Raw genomic sequence first — 17,885 nt, forward strand, 5'->3', positions numbered from 1 at the left:
AATCAGGGCGGCCTTTACATAAGTCAATTCGTTAGTTTCTATACTTCTATCGACTGAAACTATCGAAGGGTCGGCACAGTGCGCTATGTTCAGCTTCGTGCATTCCACTACGTCGCCATTTCGGGCGGTTTCTCGCGCGCGGCCGAGGCCTTGTTCCTGACCCAGCCGGCGATCTCCGATCAGGTGCGCAAGCTCGAGGAGGAGTACGACGTGCTCCTCTTCAATCGCTACAAGAAGCAGGTGACGCTGACGGGCTTTGGCCAACAACTCCTCGAAATCACCCACCGCATGTTCGACACCGAGCAACAGGCGCTCGATTTGCTGTCGGAATCGCGCGCGCTGCGGTCGGGCACGCTGCGAATTGTCGCTGATGCGGCGCATCACCTGCTGCACATCCTGGGGAAGTTCCGCGAGAAATATCCCGGCATCCAGGTCACCGTCCGTACCGGCAACACCGAGACGGTGGTCACCAGCCTGTTTGCCTACGACGCCGACATCGGCGTGCTCGGCGAAATCCCCAAAGGGCGCGAGTTCGACATGCTGAAATTGAATTCGACGCCGATCATCGCGTTCGTCGCCCGTACGCATCCGCTCGCCGGCACGAAATCGATGAGCTTCGCGAAACTGTCGAAGCATCCGCTGGTGTTGCGCGAGCGCGGTTCCAAGACGCGGCAGAAGCTGGAGGCTATGGCCCAGGAGCAGAGCGTCGAGCTTCGGGCTGCCATCGAAGCGGAGGGTCGAGAAGCAGTCAGGGAGATCGTAGCGTCGGGCAGCGGCATTGGTTTCGTCTCGCAAGCCGAGTTCGGTCAGGACGGCCGACTGGTGCCGATCGCCATCGATGCGCCGGAGATGCTGATGGACGAGGCGCTGATCTGCTTGCGCGAGCGTTCCGGCGGCAAGCTGGTGCGCGCATTCTGGAATGTCGCACGCGAGCTGTCGTCGGCGGATTGATTACAGAACCGTTTCCAGAAACGCGTTGATCTTTGGCGATTGCCGCCGCTCCAGCAGGCAGGCGAGGCGGTATTCAGTGCGTACATCGGCATCGGCGATGCGTATCGTGTCGAGGCGTGGGTGCGCGACGAACTCGAAGTCGGCGACGACGCCGATGCCGAGTCCTCGTTCCACCGCCTTCCAGACGCCCTCCCGGCTTCCGATCTCCAGGAATGGCTTGACGGCAACGCCCGCCTTTTCGGCGGCGGCCTCGAAGGCACGCCGCGTCGTCGAACCAGTCTCGCGCAGGATCAGCGGCTGTTGGCCAAGCTCGGCGATACTGACGTGCTTGCGTCCATGCCAAGGATGGTCAGCGTTGACGAAGACCACGACCTCGTGAGTGCTGAAGGGTATGGAATGGACGCGGGAATCCTCGACCACATGCGCCAGGATTGCCACATCCGCCTCAAGCTCCAGAATGCGGGCCAGCGTCTGGTCGGAATTGCCGAGCAGCATGCTGACCTTGATGGATGGGTACTGAGCCAGGAAGCGCGCGACCATTTCCGTGGCATGGAATGGCCCGACGGCGGCGATGCGCAGTTGCCCGGTAGTCAACTTGCCACTGCTCAGGAGCAGTTCGTCGGCCTCCTCGTGCAACTTCATGATGCGGCGGCTGATATCGAACAGCGCCGCACCCGTCTCGGTCAGTTCGACCCGGCGGCCGAGCCTCAACAACAACTCCACGCCGTAACGCTCCTCGAGTTCCTTTACTTGTGTCGTCACCGTCGGCTGGCTGATGCGCAGCGCGTTGGCTGCGGCGGTGAAACCACGATTCTCGGCCACGGCGTGAAAGGAACGGAGGTGGGTGAAAACTATAGCCATGATCAATGATAATCGACCGAAATTTGTATTAGTCAATGGATTGGAAGTTCGACAGACTTCCCCCGTCAGCAATAAAAAGACGGGAATTCCAGCAGTGTGGTCTTATCGCAACCCGGTTGATGTCCGTTTCGGGCGCGGCAGTTTTTCAAAGCTCGGCGAATTGTTGAACGGCCGCACCTACGCGCTGGTCACCTATGGCGAACCATTTTTCCGTTCGCTTGCCGCTTCGCTCGAAAAGACCGCCGGTGCGCCGCAACTCATCATCGATGACATTGCCCCAAATCCCGACATTGCACTGTTGAAACTTCAGACCGCGCGTTTCTCGCGGCTTTCGCGTCAACCAGAGGTGATCGTCGCGCTTGGCGGCGGCTCGGTGATCGACTCGGCCAAGGTCTTCGCTGCTGCTCGCGGCGATTTCGACGCGATCGACGCCTATCTGAAGAAGCGTGCCGGGGCAGAGACCCTGCACCCGTCGCCGATCATCGCGGTGCCGACAACCGCCGGTACGGGCAGCGAAGTGACCTGCTGGGGCACGGTGTGGGACAACGCCGGCGGCGTGAAGTTTTCGCTGGCGCATCCCGGCCTTTATCCGGAGTTCGCGATCGTGGACCCCGAACTGATGCTTGGCAAGCCGCGCGACCTGACCGTGCAGACTGGCCTCGACGCGCTGTCGCATGCGCTGGAAAGCCTGTGGAACCGCAATTCAAACCCCGTATCGCTCGCTCATGCCGTGATGGCGGCTCGCGGCGTGCTGTCGACGCTGCCGCTGCTCGTCAACGATTTGCGCAATGTCGAATTGCGTGAGCGCATGGCCTGCGCAGCACTCTTGGCCGGCTTCGCCTTCTCCAACACCAAGACGGCAATCGCACACTCGCTCTCCTATCCGATCACGCTCCGCTATGGCGTACCGCATGGCATAGCTTGTTCGTTCTCATTGCCGATGATCCTCCGCAGCGTCGCCGGCGAGGGGGGCATCTGCGCCGAAGGCTTGCAGGCGATCTTTGAGGCCGAGCCACGCCACGCGGCTGATTTTCTGGCCGGCACGCTGGAAAAACTTGGCATATCGACCGACTACCACCGCTACGGCATTTCGGTTGATGACTGGCGCGCGTTGATCACGCAGGCCTTCGAGGGCGAGCGCGGACAGAACTTCATAGGCAAGCAGGGAAAGCTGCTCGCTGCGGCCGGACTGGAGACGGAGGCTTCCGCAGCCTAGCATAAAGGCCGGCTTGTCCGGCTTCTCGTATCAATGGTTCATCAGGGAGGAAAAGATGAAGCTTTTGAAAATGGTCGCCGTCAGCCTGATGGCGGCTGGTGCATCCATAAGCTACTCGGCCAGTGCGCTCGCGCAGGAATGCAAGGATCCCGACCAGCTCGTCTTCTCGATCATTCCGACCGAGGAAACCACGCAGGAACTCGACATCTACGCGCCGCTGCTCGCTGCGCTGAAGGAGAAGACCGGTAAACCGGTGGAATTCTTCATGCCGACGTCATACGCCTCCGTCATCGAGGGCATGGTCAACGGCTGGGTGCAGATCGGTGTGCATGGCCCGAATTCCTATGTGCTCGCCAAGGAGAAGGATCCGAAGCTCGAGGTCTTCGCCACCTATACCAAGACCAAGGGCCATTTCCAGGAAGAGGGGCCTGGCTACCGTGCCGTGCTTCTGGTCAAGGCCGACTCCAAGTTCGACAGCATCGAGTCGCTGAAAGGCTCAGTGGTTGGTCTCGCCGACCCAGCCAGTACTTCCGGCAACCTGTTGCCGCGCATGGTCTTCGGCGACAAGATCGGCACCGGTCCCGAACTCGAAAAATACTTCTCGAAAGTCGTCTACACCGGCGGGCACGACCAGTCGGCCCTGGCCGTCAAGGAGGGGCGCGTCGATGACGCGTTCGTGGCAACGCACCGGCTCGACAACGTGATCGACCGCGGCCTCGCGACGCCGGAAGACTATCGCGTGCTGTGGCAGTCGGACATCATTCCGCAGGATCCGATGGTCTATCGCGGCGATCTCTGCGAGCCGATCAAGGCAGCGATCCGCGACGCCTTCCTGACCTTGAACGAGAACCCCGACGCCAAGCCTTTCTTCGAAGGCATCAAGTCGACAAAGTTCGTGCCGATGAAGGACAGCGACTACGATATCATCCGCAAGCTGGTCGCGGCCGAGAAGGCGGCGGGCAATTGAGACACGAGACGATCATAGCCGAAGGCCGCGCAGAGCGCGGCCTTCCGGCCAACCCGGTAGGGGCGATGTCGATCCTCGAAGTGCGCAACCTGAAGGTCAGCTACACCGCCAGCGGTCCGCAAATCCTGAAAGGCATCGACTTCGCAGTCGGCGGCGACGATTTCTGCGCGGTGATCGGGCCGAGCGGCGCCGGCAAATCGACGCTGATCCGCTGCATCAACCGGCTGGTCGAGCCGACCGAAGGCGACATCATCCTGTTCGGGCAGTCCGTGAGGCCGCTGGGCGCCGGGGACCTGCGCCGCCTGCGCCGCCGCATCGGCATGATCTTCCAGGAATTCAACCTGGTGAACCGCATGTCGGTGATGGACAATGTGCTGTCGGGCCGTCTTGGCTACACCGGCGCATTTCGCTCCTTCTTCAAGGCCTTCCCGAAGGAAGACATAGACCGGGCGCTGCATCTGCTGGAGCGCGTCGGTCTTTCCGATCATATCGACAAGCGCGCCGACGCCCTTTCGGGCGGCCAGCGCCAGCGCGTCGGCATTGCGCGTGCGCTGATGCAGAAGCCGGAAATCCTGCTTCTCGACGAGCCGACCTCGGCGCTCGACCCGAAGATCTCGCGCGACGTGATGGGATTGATCCGCGAACTCGCAGCTGAGTTCAAGGTGCCGGTGCTGTGCAACATCCATGACGTGCAGCTGGCGCTGGAGACCTGCAACCGCATCATCGGCATGCAGGACGGCTACAAGAAATTCGACGGTCCGTCCGAGGGCATGCGCAAGCAGGATCTCGACGAAATCTACGCCATGGAAGTGCTGTGATGAGCACCATCGACGCGCCGGTCTCCGAGCACGGGTTCGACGCCTATCTCGCCCACAAGCGCAACCGCCGCATCAACAACTGGCTGCTGGTGGCCGGAGGCGTGGCGCTGCTCGGCTGGTGTTTCTGGGACACCATCATGTTCGATACGGACTGGCAGCGCATGGGCGGGGCGCTCGGCATCGTCGGCACGATCGAGCGTTTCTTCTTCGTCGATTGGTCGCTGTTACCCAAACTTGTCGTCCCAGCGCTTGAAACGCTGATGATGGCGACGCTCGGCACCCTGCTGGGCTGCATCCTGTCGCTGCCGGTTGCCTGGTTCGGCGCCGCCAACGTCACGCCCAGCAAATATTTCTTCTATCCGCTCGGCCGCTTCCTGATGGTGCTTTCCCGTTCGATCCACGAGATCATCTGGGCGCTGCTGTTCGTCGGCGCCGTCGGCCTCGGCGCGCTGCCCGGCATCCTTGCAGTCGCCATGCGGTCGATCGGCTTCATCTCGAAGATCACCGCCGAGGCGATCGAGAACATCGATCCGAAGCCGGTCGAGGCGATCCGCGCCGTTGGCGGCAACCAGTTCCAGGTCATGTATTACGGCATCGTGCCGCAGATCCTGCCGGTGATCATCGGCACCATCATCTTCGAATGGGACATCAACATCCGCCGTTCGGCGATCATGGGGCTGGTCGGGGCAGGAGGCCTGGGTCTCGTGTTCTTCCGCCAGATGGCGATGTTCAACTATGGTGGCGTGACGCTGGTGGTGCTGGCCGTTCTGGTGCTGATCGCCATCGGCGAGGTCATCTCCCACTATGCCCGCAAAGCCGTGATCTGAGGCAGTGACGATGTCTATCACCGCGACCGACATTCCGACAATCCCGGCTCCGAAGCGCGAATGGTCGCGCTACCGGCATCCGCAGTCGACCATCCGGTTCGCCGTCATCCTGGCGATCCTCGCTTTCCTCGGCTGGTCGGTCGCCTTCCTGAACATCGACCTGTCGCGCATCCTCGGTGCCTTCCCGCGGCTCGCCGAAATCCTGGCGACCCGCTACTTCCCGCCGGATCTCGACTACGTCACGGATGCTGACTTCGTGCGCTCGGTCATCCGGACGCTCGAAATGTCGCTGCTCGGCGGCTTTTTCGGCGTGCTGTTCTCGATCCCGCTTGCCTGGCTCGCAGCCCGCAACATCACGGTCAGCCGGCGCATCGCCTATCCGCTCGGCCGTTTCGCCATCATGGGCAGCCGCTCGATCCACGAGACCATCTGGACCATCCTGTTCGTCACGGTGCTGGGCTTCGGCATGCTCGCCGGCACGCTGGCCCTGACCGTGTTCTGCATCGGCTTCGCCGGCAAGCTGTTCTCCGACGAACTGGAGGCGATCGACATGGGGCCGGTCGAAGCCATGCGGTCGGTTGGCGCGAGCCCCTTGCAGGTGTTCCAGTATGCGGTTCTGCCGCAGGTGCGCGTCGCCTTCACCGGCATCGCCATCTACACCTGGGACGTCGCCTTCCGCGCCGCGACTGTGGTCGGCTTCTTCGGCGGCGGCGGCATGGGATGGTATCTGAAGCGCACCACGCAGCAACTGGAAAGCACGCGGGTGGCGGCCATCCTGCTGGTCATCGTCGGGCTCGTCCTGCTGGCCGAGATCGGTTCCGGCTGGCTGCGCAGGAAGATCGGCAACATGCGCTGAAAAGTGAACTGATCCTTTGCGGTCGTGACCGTGCAACCGCCGGCAACAAAGGAACCAGCGCCGAATTAGTTTGACGCCGACCTGGTTTGATGGAGCGCCTGGATGCCGGGCGCTTGTAAATGCAATCCTTTCGCTTCGCCTAGGCTTCGAGCCAGGCCTTCTCGAAATGCTGTTCGAGCGACTGGTGCTGTTCGACGCCATGTACGCCTTGCCGATAGGTCCGGTAGACGGACCGCCAGTAGGGCTGGATGATGATGCCGGATTCACGCAGGTTCTTTTCAATATCGGCCATGAACTTGCGGCGTTCCTCCGCGTCCGGCGTGGCGAGCGCCTTGTCCAGCAGCGCGTCGAACTCCGGATCTCTGTATGCGCTTTCATTCCAGGCCCCACCTGACTTGTACGCCAGCGCAAGCACCTGAACGCCGAGCGGACGCCCGAGCCATTCCGTGCAGGAGAAGGGATATTTGTTCCAGTCGTTCCAGAATGTCGAAGCCGGCAGCACCGTGCGTTTGACGTTCAGTCCGGCCTCGCGCATCTGTGCGGCAATGGCATCCGCGCTCGACTTCTGCCACTCGACATCGACCGAGATGAGCTCGTATTCGAAGTCGGATTTGCCCGCGTCCGAAAGCAGCGCCTTCGCCTGCTCGACGTCCCGGGTATGCGGGCCGATGTCGGCATATTCGGGATGCATAGGGCCGACATGGTGATTTTCGGCGGCGCTGCCCTTGCCGGCAAGCGCAATCGCAAGCACGGCGCCGTTGTCGACGGCAAGCTGCGCTGCCCGCCGTACCTTGACGTCGTCATAGGGTGCGTTCGCCACGTTGAACCGCGCCACGATCGTCGAGCCCGTGGCGATTTCCGAACTGGCCAGTCCGATCGCCTCGGCCTGCGAGAGCGTGTCGGCCGAGGTTTCGTGATTGGTGTCGATCTCGCCGGACTCGAAGGCTGAAAACATGGGGTTCGGATCGGAACCGTAGTCCTGCCACTGGATTCCATCCAGCAGGAAGTCACCCTTCCACCACTTGTCCTTGCGGCGGACTTCCGCGGCGGTCTCCACATCCCAGCGGACCAGTTCGCATGGGCCGGTGGTGATCGCCAGCGCCTTCATGGGATCGGTGTCGCCATCATAGCTGCGATGCATGATGAGGGCTGGATAGTCGGCCATGCCGGCGATCAGCGAAATATCCGGCTGCGGCAGATTGAGCCGCACCGTATTGTCGTCGACTCGCTCGATCCCGCCTTCGACCGTCTTCTTGGTGGCGGGATCGACAAGCGCGCCCATGCGTCCCGCCACGGAATTGCCTTCCACCGCCGCGTCGCACCACCGGTTCAGGTTATGGATCACATCGTCGGCATTGAATGCATCACCATTCGACCAGACGATCCCCTGACGGACCTTCAGCGTGAGCGTCTTGGCATCGTCGCTCGTCTCCCATCCTTCGAGCAGCCATGGCTCGAACGTGAAGTCGCGGTTCCAGCGGACGAGATACTCGTTGCAGTGCCGGGCGACGTTCGACATCTCAACGCCGTCAAATGTGCGCGGATCACGCCATCCCTTGACGTTCATTGCCACGCGAAGAACGCCACCTTTTTTCGGCTCCTGCGCGGCTGCGATGGTGGGAACAATGCCGCCGAGGGCGAGGGCGCCTGCAGCGCTGACGCCAAAGGCGGCCATCGTTGCAAGGTACTCGCGCCTGTTCATCTTGCCGCCCCTGAAGCTATCCGCGACTGGCGCGGCCCGCGGATGCAGGGTTCTGTCGGTCAACATGAACTTGCTCATGATTTCTCCCTGTTCGGTCCGCGATCATAGGACAGATCGTCTTGGAGCGGTTACTCAGGAAAAAGATAATTCGAGCCGGCGACGCATCGCGTTCTCAAATCCGCAATTCCTGTGCATTATTCCGCGATAGGGTGCGAAAGTCCGCTATGTACGCGGCATTTCCCCGGAGATTGATGTTCGGCGCCGAATTTCATTCGGCGGAAGGCCAAATCGTTCACGGAACGCTCGCGCGAAACTCGACGCGTTGGCAAAGCCGCAGGAAAGCGCGACTTCGCCGATCCTCAGCGTCGAATGCGTCAGCAGATCCGCCGCCCTGCGCAGCCTCAAGTTCCGGTAATAGATGCTGGGCACGGTTTTCAGTTCCGACCGGAACGCGCGCTCCAGTTTATCAGACGAGACCTTGAGGCGCGTGGAGAGTGTCGTCATGCGCAGGCGCTGCTCCACGCTGTCCTCCATAATCGCGACCGCGGCGAGAACAAGCTCGTCGCGTATTCCTGTCCGCAGGCGCAGCGGCATCATGCGCCGGTCGACGCCCGAGCGCAGGGGGCTGTGCACGTACCATTCGGCCACGCCTGAAGCCAATTCCGGGCCGCAGTCCCCGGCGATCATCTCAAGCATCATGTCGAGGCTGCCGATACCGCCAGCGGAGGTGAAACGTCTTCGGTCGATGACGTAAAGATCATGCCGCATGTCGAGATCGGGAAACGCCTCGTGAAAGGCTGGCTGGCTCGTCCAATGCAGCGTGCAGGCATGACCTTCCAGCAAGCCGGCACGTGCCAGGAAGAACGCCGCGTCAGCTACCGCGCCGATATCCGCGCCCGCGCGGAGGTTCCTTCTGAGCCAGGCGACGGCATCGTCCGAAACGATATGGTCCGCATCTCCGCCGGAGCACACCACGATGCGGTCTGCCAAGGGTGCGTCGCGAACATCGAAATCGGGTTCGATCGCGATGCCGTTCGAGGCAACAATCTTCCCGGCGGAAGCGCCGACCGTCGTCCATTTATAGCAAAGCTCGCCCGAAAGGATGTTCGCGGCGCGCAAGGGCTCGATGACCGAGCTGAACGCCATCAACGGAAAACCGGGAAATATGAGTACTGCAAAACTCAATGGTTTGCGGGATGTCCGGGGAGGTGGACTATTCTGCGTAAGGGCCGGTTGAGGTTTCGCGATTGGCATTCGCGTCTCCATGCTTGCGATAGAAGCGGGACAAGATGCCTCAAACCTAGCGTGCCAGTCGAAGCGCATATGACCGGCGCATTGTGTCTACCACTCCCGATCGCATCTCCTAAGGCTTGGAGCTAGCGAATAGTTGAATCGAGCCAGTCCTCCATCGCCGCCGTTGCGGAGTCAAGGCCGGCATGGCCGAAGGCGAAGGGACGGTTTGCGAGAACCGTCGCTCCGGGGGTCATCGTGCTCCCCGCCCGATTATGGCAACGGAGCCGTCTTGCGCCACTCCTCATATTCTCCGCGTGCATCGTCGTGCAGCGGATAGTAGCGCTGCAGCGGAGCACCCTGCATCAGTTTCATGCGGGAGAAATCTTCCCACTCATGATGAACCTTCGCGGTTTCGACGACCTGCGGCGCAAGGGCGATGGGAAGGACGACGGCACCGTCGTCGTCGGCGACGATGATGTCGCCAGGGATGACGGTGACGCCGCCGCAGGCGATCGGGACATTGACCGCGAAGGGCATCAGCCCGGTCTGGGTGTGGAAGTTGGGCGTCCAGCCGCGCAACCAGAGCGGCAGGTCAAGTTTCTTCAGATTGGGGTAGTCACGTAGGCAGCCGTCAATGACCATGCCAGCACCGCCGCGCCCCTTGAAATAAGTGGACATCATGTCGCCGAAGACGCCGGCTGTCATGTCGCCGCGTGCGTCGACGACGACGACATCGCCTTCCTGCACGTGGTAGAGCACATGGCGATGAAGCTGCTTTTCGGGATCGGCGTATTCGCCCTCGCCGTAGAGGTCTTCGCGCTTGGGCATGAATTGTAAGGTGAGCGCCGGGCCGACGATCGACTTGCCCTTGTTCCAGCTTACCGGCCCCTGAATGTGCGGGTTGCGGATGCCCATGTGGCCCAGTGTGCCGGCGACGGTGGCCGAACCGATATCTTTCAATGCGTCGATCAAGTCCTTTGCCGGGCGAACGATGTCAGGTGTATGCGTCATAGTATCCTCATCTCAACAGTGATTGTCCGCCGTCGACGGTAAGCTCGGCGCCGGTAACATGACGGGCGTCATCACCAGCAAGCATCGCGATCGCGGCCGCGATGTCCCCCGGATTGGCGGCGCGGCCGGCGGTGAGAGGAATGTCTCCGTCGGGAAAATGCACCGGCCAGCTGGCGGCCTCGGCGTTGTGCTTCCAGGTATTCTCCCGGATGTTCGTTTCGGTCATTCCTGGCAGTACCGCGTTGACCCTGATGCCGTGCCGGCCAAGTTCGAGCGCCAGCTGGCGTGCAATCGCAACCTGTCCCGCTTTGGCCGCCGAATAAGCTGTCGCGCCAGCGGTCGTGGCGACGCGGGCGCCGTTGATCGACGCGACGATGACTACTGCACCGCCACCGGCTGCTTTCAGCATCGGCACGGCGAGATGCATGGTCAGGTAGGTACCGCGCAAATTCGTCCGGGTGGTAACGTCCCACTGCTCCGGCGTGAGTTCATCGATCGGCGCCCAATGGCCGTTGATGCCGGCATTGGCGATCACGATATCGAGGCGCCCGGCGCGGTTTGCCAGTTCGGCGAAGGCAGCGCGCATCGGCGCCTCTTCGGCGACATCGGCAACGAGTGGAAAGGCCGCTCCGCCTTTGGCGATGATCGCATCAGCGACAGCCGCGGCCCTGTCGGGCAGCAAGTCGAGCGCGGCGACCGTCGCGCCATCCGTCGCAAGCCGGCGGGCAATGGCCTCTCCGATGCCCGAGCCTGCGCCGGTGATAAGCGCGATCTTGCCTGCCAGTCCGCTCACCAGTTTGTCACCGAGCCGTCGGCGCGGCGCAGATGCGGGGCTTCCCAGAACTTGAAGCTCTGTTTTTTCACCAGCGCCTCATCGACTTCGACCCCGAGGCCGGGCCCATTCGGCACGTCATAGGTCGCGCCGCTTAGTTTAGGCTGGACGGGAAAGATCTCGGCGTCGTCGAAGCCGTGATAAAGCTCGCCAGGCGAAGCGCGGGTCTCCAGCCATGCAAAATTCGCCACGGCCGCCGCGAAGTGGATTGTTGCTGCCGTGCAAATCGGTCCCAGTGGATTGTGGGGCATCATGTCGACGTAATGCGCCTCGCTCCAACCGGCGACTTTCATGGCTTCGGTCAGGCCGCCGACATTGCACACATCGATGCGGTTGAACTGATGGATATCGCGCTCGATGTAGGGCAGGAACTGCCATTTCGAGGAAAATTCCTCGCCGATGGCGAAGGGCACATCGGTGAGTTTGCGCAGCGCTTCATAGGCTTCCGGCGTCTCGTCGCGGATCGGTTCTTCCAGGAAATCAAGCGTGCCCGAAGGCATCTTCTGGCAGTAGCTGGCCGCTTCGGCCACCGACAGGCGATGGTGGTAATCCACTCCCAGCACCACATCATCGCCCAGCGCTTCGCGCGCCTTGACGCACCATTTGGCCGTTTCACCAATGCTCTGGCGCGGCTCATAGACGCCCTTGCTGTCATGATCGGACGGGAAGAGACGGATGGCTTTCCAGCCCATTGCCATGAGTTCCTTCGCCTGTTCGATCATCTCAGGCCCGCACGGCCCTTTCGTCGTCGCGAAGGTGGGGATGAAATTGCGCTGCTTGCCGCCGAGCAATTGATAAACCGGCACGCCCAGCGCCTTGCCCTTGATGTCATGCAGCGCGATGTCGATGGCCGAGATGGCGGCGGTAAGCACCCGCCCGCCTTCGAAATACTGGCTGCGATACATCTCCTGCCAGAGTGCGCCAATGGCAAAGGCGTCGCGGCCGATCAGGAACTCGCGATAGTGCTCGATGGCCCCGGCCACGGCCTTCTCACGGCCCGACAGCCCGCTCTCGCCCCAGCCATAAATGCCCTCGTCGGTCTCCACCTTGACGATAAGCTGGTTCCGGATGTCGACCCAAGTCGGGTAGGGGGTGATCGCGGTGATCTTCATGCGAGGGTCCGGACGGGAACACAGAATCTGAAGGCGTCCATGCCGTTAAGCCGCCTTCAGCGCCATTGTCGTGGTTGCGTCGAACAGGTGCATTCTGTCCTGGTCGAATTCCAGCCATACGCGTTCGTCGGGCTGGATCGCGACGCTGGGTTCCAGGCTGATGTTGACCACCTCGCCGTCGACGAGGACCTGCGCGAAGGTGATATCGCCGGTCGGCTCCACCGTGTGTATCTTTCCCGGTACGGCGTCCGGCTTCGCGGCCTTGTGCAGCTTTAGCGTTGAGTGGCGGGCGCCGAGCACTGCCTTGCCGTTGCTCGAGCCTTGCGCTTTACGTGCGTTCGCGGCGGAGAGCGGCATTTCCCAGCCGCTCGTTCCTTTCAGAATCGTGGCAGCGCCAGTGGTCACCACCTCGACAGGGATCAGGCTCATCGCAGGGCTACCGACGAAGCTCGCGACGAAGGTGTTGACCGGGTTGGAAAAGACATTGGCGGGAGTATCGTATTGCTGCAACACCCCGCCATGCATCACCGCCATCTTGTCGGCCATGGTCACAGCCTCGAGCTGGTCGTGGGTGACGTAGACGATCGTGGCGTTGAGGTTGTGATGGAATCGCTTGATCTCCGAGCGCATCTGCACGCGCAGCTTGGCGTCCAGGTTGGAGAGCGGCTCGTCCATCAGGAACACCGCCGGATCGCGCACCAGGGCGCGACCGAGAGCGACACGCTGCTGCTGGCCGCCGGAAAGTTCACGCGGCCTGCGATCGAGCAGATGCGTGATGTCCAGCACTTTTGCCGCCTCGCGCACCTTCTTGTCGATCACGTCCTTGGGTTGCTTTCGCATCTGCAACGGAAAGGCGAGATTGTTGAAAACGGTCTTGTTCGGGTAAAGCGCGTAGTTCTGGAAGACCATGGCGATATCCCGATCCTTCGGATCAAGATCCGTCACCATGCGGTCGCCGATCGCGATCTCACCCCCGGACATGGTGATCAGGCCTGCAATCAGGTTGAGCGTCGTCGTCTTGCCGCACCCGGATGGCCCTACCAACGCCACGAACTCACCGTCCTGCACGGTGAACGACACATTGTTCACCGCGTAGAGGCTGCCGTAAACCTTGTTCACATCCTTGAGCACCACTTGGGCCAACAACCCGCCTCCTAGTGTTTTACGGCGCCCTCGGTGAGGGCACGGACGAAATATTTCTGCAGGACGAGGAAGAGCACGACGACTGGCACGCTCATCAGGAATGTTGCCGCCATCAGGCCTGGCCAGTCGGTGGCGAATTCGGTGAAGAAGCGCTGGATGCCGACCGGCAACGTCATCGACTCCTGCTTGGACAGGAAGGTGTAGGCGTAGACATATTCGTTCCAGGCGCCGATGAAGGAAAAGATCGAGGTCGCAATGATGCCGGGCGTCGACAGTGGCATGACGATGAGCAGGAATGCTTGGAAGCGCGTTGCGCCGTCGATGCGCGCGGCCTGCTCGAGCTGGATCGGGATGTTGTCGAAGAAACCCTTGAGCAGCCAGATCGACAGCGGCAGGCCGAAGGTGAGGTAGGTCAGGATCAGCGATCCATGCGTGTTGACCAGTCCCATCCAGCGCATCAGTAGGAATAGCGGCATCAGGAACACCACTGCCGGGAACATGTTGCGCACCAGCACGGTGAAAAAGAGAAAGGTGCGCCCCGGGAAGCGGAAGCGTGAGAAGGCGTAGGCTGCCGGTACCGCCACGACGACACCCAGGATCGTCGTGATGAGCGACACGTAGAAACTGTTCCAGAAGTAGCGCAGGAATTCCCGACCGATCGAATCGGCCGGGTTGATGAGCCGCCAGTAATTGTTGAGCGTCGGTTCGGCCGGCCACCATTGTGGCGGGTATTGCAGTGCTGCGAACTGCGACTTGATCGAGGTCAGCACCATCCACAGCATCGGCAGCACGGTGAAGATCAGCAGCAGCAGGATCGTGAACCGTCCTGCCCAGCGCCACCAGTCGATCGGCTTGCGGGTCGTTGGGAGGCTCGACTGCGTGGCGGTACTCATCCCGCCCTCGCTTCGTCGCCGCGCGTCAGCGCCTTCACGTAGAAATATCCCAGCACCATCATCACGATGAACAGGATCACCGCATAGGCCGAGGCAACGCCGTAGCGCTGGCGGCCGAAAGCGATGTTGTAGATGTCGGTGATCCAGATGTCGGAGGCACCGGCCGGCCCGCCGCTGGTCATGATCCAGGGAATGATGAACGAGTTGAAATTGGCCACCATCAGCAGAAGCACGGTGACCATCGATACGCCCCTGAGGTGCGGGAAGGTTACATGCCAGAAGCGCTGCCAGGCGCTGGCGCCGTCCACCTGGGCGGCGCGCAGCAACTGCTCCGGCACTGTCTGTAGCCCTGCCATCAGCATGACCATGGCGAAGGAGAACTCCTTCCAGACGTTGACGACGATCAGCGAGGGCAGGACGGTCGTCGTGTTGTCGAGGAAATTGATCGGTCGGTCGGTCAGGCCGAACTGCACCGCCAGCGCGCCGATGACGCCGAAATCGGAATGGTAAAGCCACTTCCACACGTAAGATGCCGCGACGGCACTGACGACGTAGGGAATGAGAAGCACGGCGCGCAGCACGCCTCGGCCGGCGAATTCACGATGCAGTGCCAATGCCGCGGCAAGGCCCAGCAGGAAGGCGAAGCCGGTCGAGAAAACGGTCCAGATCAGGGTGTTGATCGTTACCCGGTGGAATGAGGAACTGGACAGAATGGCAGCGTAGTTGTCGAACCCGACGAAGATCTTGTCCTTCATCTGGAGGTTCGGGGGCGTTTTGAAGAAGCTGAGCTCGATCGTGTAGTAGACAGGGTAAGCGATAACCACCAGCATCACCAGGAGCGCCGGCAGGATATATAGATAATCGCTGCGATGATCGATGATCCGCCGTAGAAGACCGATGCCCCAAGGCTGTTCTGCCGCCTTCGGAGCAATGGCCGCTCGTTCCGTTGCGATGGTCACGGAATTCGCCTTCCTCGTAATCGGGTGGCCGGCGGCGCGATGCCGCCGGCTGTTTCCGCGCAGAGCCTACAGCCCGGACAGCAGCTCTTCGACCTTGGCTGCCGCGTCGTCGGCCGCCTCTTCGACCGTCATCTTCTCGGTCAGCGCGTTCTGCAGCATGTCCGGTACGATGATGTTCATGATTTCGGTGGCTTCCGGAATCACGGGGAACGGTATGCCGTTCGGCAGCATCGAGGTGGTGACGTCAAGGAACTTGATCGTGTCGAGGCGTTCCTTCATCCACTTGGTCTTGAATCCGCGCAGATTGCCAGGATTCGACGTCACCCAGGCGAGCTTGGTCGACCATTCAGCGCTGGTCCAGAAGCAGACCAGTGCCTTGGCCGCTTGTTCGTCCAAGCCGCCGTCGACATACTCGTCCTTGAACACATGGATGTTCGACCCACCGAACACCACGGCGCGGCGATCTGGCCCTTCCGGGATCAGCCCGTAGCGCATGTTGGACACGACCTTGTCGGCCACTTCCTTGTCGGCGCCAGTCGCCTTGGAGGCCAGGTCCACCATCTTGGCGTATTCCGACGGATGCGCGATCATCATGGCCAGCTGGCCGGCGATGAACGGCGCCTGGTTCTCGTTTTGCGTGTTGGTCAAAGCCGAAACAGGAACCGACTTGTCGCGTACATACATGTCGTAAGACGCCTGGAGCGCAGCCTTGGCGCCATCATTGTTTAGCCAGACGGACTTGTATTCCGGCTTGTCTGCCGCTTCGTCGAGCGCGCCGCCACCAAAGGCCCAGAGCTGCGGCATGAAACGGAACGGCGTGTTGCCGGCATTCTGCTTGGCGACCAGGCCGTAGCCGGCGACCCCGACCTTTTCCTTGATTTGTTTCGAGTACTTGACCACGTCGTCCCAGGTCTTGGGCGGGCTTTCGGGATCGAGCCCGGCCTTCTGGAAGATGTCTGCGTTCCAGATCATCGCCATGGTTTCGTTGTTGGTCGGAATGCCGTAGGGCACGCCGTCATACATCACCGATTTCATGGCACCCGGCCAGAAATCCGCCGTAGCGTAGCCGACATCCTCGGGCTTCAGCTCGTGGAAATAGCCCTTTGAGGCAAATTCGATACCGCCCAGGATCTGGAGGCGTACGACCATCGGCGCGGCATTCCCCAACGTGGCCGTGCGCAGCTTGTCCAGCAGCTGGTTATAGTCGATGTTCTGATAGTCGGTTTCGATGTTCGGATAGGTCGCTTTCCAGGCGGCCCAGAAATCTTCATGCACCTTGCGGTCGATGTCCGGCGAGGCGTCGTTCGGCCCGGTCCACCAGACCGACACCTTGCCCTTGTAGTCGAGCGGCGTAATTTTTGCGCAATCGGCGGCCGTGTCGACCTCTTCGGTGCCGGCGATGCTCTTGACGTATTCCGGCGACCATTTGCTGAGGTCGACACTTTGCGCTTGGACAGTCGTACACGCCAACGAAGCGGTCAGGCCAAACGCCACCGATGATGCCAGCATGCGGCGGTAGCTTCGCTGGTTGGCTTTCGGTTCGCGATCTCGCGAATTGTTCATTGCGATTTTCCTCCCTGAACAATGTTTGCCCGCCCGACCGACTGGTCGCGCATGGCTTCACAGCAGGCGCAGTTTCCTCCCGGGACGATCGGATTTTTCCGATTTCAGCCCAAGGTCGCGAACAGTCCCAAACAAAATCCTATCTGTCAACCTGAATGAGATTGTACATTATTTTTCGATCTTTGCGTATGATAAGGCTTGGCTTGATCTGAAAACGCGCATAAACAGCGTGTCGATGAGCGATACTGAAATCATTGAACGGCAGCCCGGGGAGGCATTCGACCAGCCCGGCTGGGTCTATGAAAGGATCCGCGACGAGATCATCTCGGCCCGATTGCTGCCCAACGAACGGCTGAAGGTCGGTGACTTGGCCGCGCGCTACGGCACGTCGACCAATCCCATCCGAGAAGCCCTGCAGCAGCTGCGCGGAGAAGGTTTCGTGGTGATCGAGCCCAATCGTGGCGCTCGCGTGCGGCCGATCGACGAGACCTTCGTGCGCGACATCATCGAGATCGAAGTGCTCATCGAGCCTGCCTTGACGAAATGGTTCGTGTCGATCGTCGACGATGCGGACATCGAGAGGCTGGAGGCGGTGCAGGCCGAGATCGAAGCGTTGAACTTCGCCGACCTGGCAAAACATGGCGCGCTCGATACGCGGTTCCATCAGATCATCTATGACCGTCACTACAACCGCCACGCCGCTGAACTGTGGTGGAAGCACCGCGAGATCCTGCGCGCCATCAGCCGGCGCTTCCCGACCTCGCTCAGCCGGCGCGTCGCGGTCATCCGCGAGCATCGTGAATTGATCGAGCGGCTTAAGGCGCAGGATGCCGAGGGCGCCGCGGCCGTGGTGGCCAGGCACGTCGAGGGATCGGGCCGGCACATCATCGAACAGATGGGTGTCGCCAAGCGCATGGCGCAAACCGGAAGTTAGGCGAGTA

At 61.3% G+C, this 17,885-nt stretch carries 17 protein-coding genes; 7 read left to right on the plus strand and 10 right to left on the minus strand.

What is annotated here, in order from left to right:
* The first annotated feature begins 78 nt into the window (after positions 1-78).
* Positions 79-951, plus strand: a complete 873-nt coding sequence (locus tag OHD58_RS21275; protein WP_263805444.1) for a LysR substrate-binding domain-containing protein — start codon at positions 79-81, stop codon at positions 949-951.
* On the opposite strand, the gene OHD58_RS21280 is transcribed toward OHD58_RS21275, so the two are convergent.
* On the minus strand, positions 952-1,812 hold the full coding sequence (locus tag OHD58_RS21280) for a LysR substrate-binding domain-containing protein (RefSeq protein WP_263805445.1): 861 nt from the start codon (positions 1,810-1,812) through the stop codon (positions 952-954). It abuts the gene before it with no gap.
* 94 nt (positions 1,813-1,906) lie between these two features.
* Between OHD58_RS21280 and OHD58_RS21285 the strand changes: the two genes are divergently transcribed.
* Genes OHD58_RS21285 through phnE (OHD58_RS21305) form a run of 5 tightly spaced genes read left to right on the plus strand, consistent with a single transcriptional unit; the run spans position 1,907 to position 6,496 of the window.
* The gene (locus OHD58_RS21285; RefSeq protein WP_263805447.1) at positions 1,907-3,028 is read left to right on the plus strand and encodes a phosphonoacetaldehyde reductase; all 1,122 of its coding nucleotides are present in this window, start codon (positions 1,907-1,909) and stop codon (positions 3,026-3,028) included.
* A 55-nt stretch (positions 3,029-3,083) separates the two neighbouring features.
* Positions 3,084-3,995, plus strand: a complete 912-nt coding sequence (locus OHD58_RS21290; protein ID WP_263805448.1) for a phosphate/phosphite/phosphonate ABC transporter substrate-binding protein — start codon at positions 3,084-3,086, stop codon at positions 3,993-3,995.
* Complete coding sequence (phnC, locus tag OHD58_RS21295; protein ID WP_263805449.1) at positions 3,992-4,813, plus strand: phosphonate ABC transporter ATP-binding protein; 822 nt, start codon at positions 3,992-3,994, stop codon at positions 4,811-4,813. Before OHD58_RS21290 ends, phnC begins: the two co-directional genes overlap by 4 nt.
* Positions 4,813-5,640 (plus strand): phosphonate ABC transporter, permease protein PhnE, encoded by an 828-nt coding sequence (gene phnE, locus OHD58_RS21300; protein ID WP_263805450.1) that lies wholly within the window; start codon positions 4,813-4,815, stop codon positions 5,638-5,640. The genes phnC and phnE (OHD58_RS21300) overlap by 1 nt, the downstream gene beginning before the upstream one ends.
* A gap of 10 nt (positions 5,641-5,650) precedes the next feature.
* Positions 5,651-6,496 (plus strand): phosphonate ABC transporter, permease protein PhnE, encoded by an 846-nt coding sequence (gene phnE / locus OHD58_RS21305; RefSeq protein WP_263805451.1) that lies wholly within the window; start codon positions 5,651-5,653, stop codon positions 6,494-6,496.
* A gap of 139 nt (positions 6,497-6,635) precedes the next feature.
* Here the strand turns inward: phnE (OHD58_RS21305) and OHD58_RS21310 are convergent, their stop codons facing one another.
* From OHD58_RS21310 to OHD58_RS21350, 9 genes are all read right to left on the minus strand, one after another.
* A complete protein-coding gene (locus OHD58_RS21310) occupies positions 6,636-8,276 on the minus strand; it encodes an ABC transporter substrate-binding protein (RefSeq protein WP_263805452.1) in 1,641 nt (546 codons plus the stop codon).
* A gap of 144 nt (positions 8,277-8,420) precedes the next feature.
* Positions 8,421-9,452, minus strand: a complete 1,032-nt coding sequence (locus tag OHD58_RS21315; protein ID WP_412177270.1) for a GlxA family transcriptional regulator — start codon at positions 9,450-9,452, stop codon at positions 8,421-8,423.
* 249 nt (positions 9,453-9,701) lie between these two features.
* Positions 9,702-10,442 carry a ribonuclease activity regulator RraA gene (locus OHD58_RS21320; RefSeq protein ID WP_263805454.1) on the minus strand — a complete coding sequence of 247 codons (741 nt, stop codon included), beginning with the start codon at positions 10,440-10,442 and terminating at the stop codon, positions 9,702-9,704.
* Between the two features lie 7 nt (positions 10,443-10,449).
* Positions 10,450-11,235 carry an SDR family oxidoreductase gene (locus OHD58_RS21325; protein WP_263805455.1) on the minus strand — a complete coding sequence of 262 codons (786 nt, stop codon included), beginning with the start codon at positions 11,233-11,235 and terminating at the stop codon, positions 10,450-10,452.
* Complete coding sequence (locus tag OHD58_RS21330) at positions 11,232-12,386, minus strand: mandelate racemase/muconate lactonizing enzyme family protein (protein ID WP_263805456.1); 1,155 nt, start codon at positions 12,384-12,386, stop codon at positions 11,232-11,234. Before OHD58_RS21330 ends, OHD58_RS21325 begins: the two co-directional genes overlap by 4 nt.
* A gap of 45 nt (positions 12,387-12,431) precedes the next feature.
* Positions 12,432-13,529, minus strand: coding sequence for an ABC transporter ATP-binding protein (locus tag OHD58_RS21335; RefSeq protein WP_263805458.1), 1,098 nt, complete (start codon positions 13,527-13,529; stop codon positions 12,432-12,434).
* 11 nt (positions 13,530-13,540) lie between these two features.
* Positions 13,541-14,422 carry a carbohydrate ABC transporter permease gene (locus OHD58_RS21340; RefSeq protein WP_263805460.1) on the minus strand — a complete coding sequence of 294 codons (882 nt, stop codon included), beginning with the start codon at positions 14,420-14,422 and terminating at the stop codon, positions 13,541-13,543.
* Complete coding sequence (locus OHD58_RS21345; protein ID WP_412177266.1) at positions 14,419-15,381, minus strand: carbohydrate ABC transporter permease; 963 nt, start codon at positions 15,379-15,381, stop codon at positions 14,419-14,421. The genes OHD58_RS21340 and OHD58_RS21345 overlap by 4 nt, the downstream gene beginning before the upstream one ends.
* Positions 15,382-15,447: 66 nt before the next feature.
* Positions 15,448-16,890 (minus strand): ABC transporter substrate-binding protein, encoded by a 1,443-nt coding sequence (locus OHD58_RS21350; protein ID WP_412177271.1) that lies wholly within the window; start codon positions 16,888-16,890, stop codon positions 15,448-15,450.
* Between the two features lie 289 nt (positions 16,891-17,179).
* On the opposite strand from OHD58_RS21350, the gene OHD58_RS21355 reads away from it, so the two are divergent.
* Positions 17,180-17,878, plus strand: a complete 699-nt coding sequence (locus OHD58_RS21355; protein WP_263805462.1) for a GntR family transcriptional regulator — start codon at positions 17,180-17,182, stop codon at positions 17,876-17,878.
* Positions 17,879-17,885: the final 7 nt, after the last annotated feature.

Source organism: Mesorhizobium sp. ZC-5 (genome assembly GCF_025753855.1).
Classification (GTDB): domain Bacteria; phylum Pseudomonadota; class Alphaproteobacteria; order Rhizobiales; family Rhizobiaceae; genus Neomesorhizobium.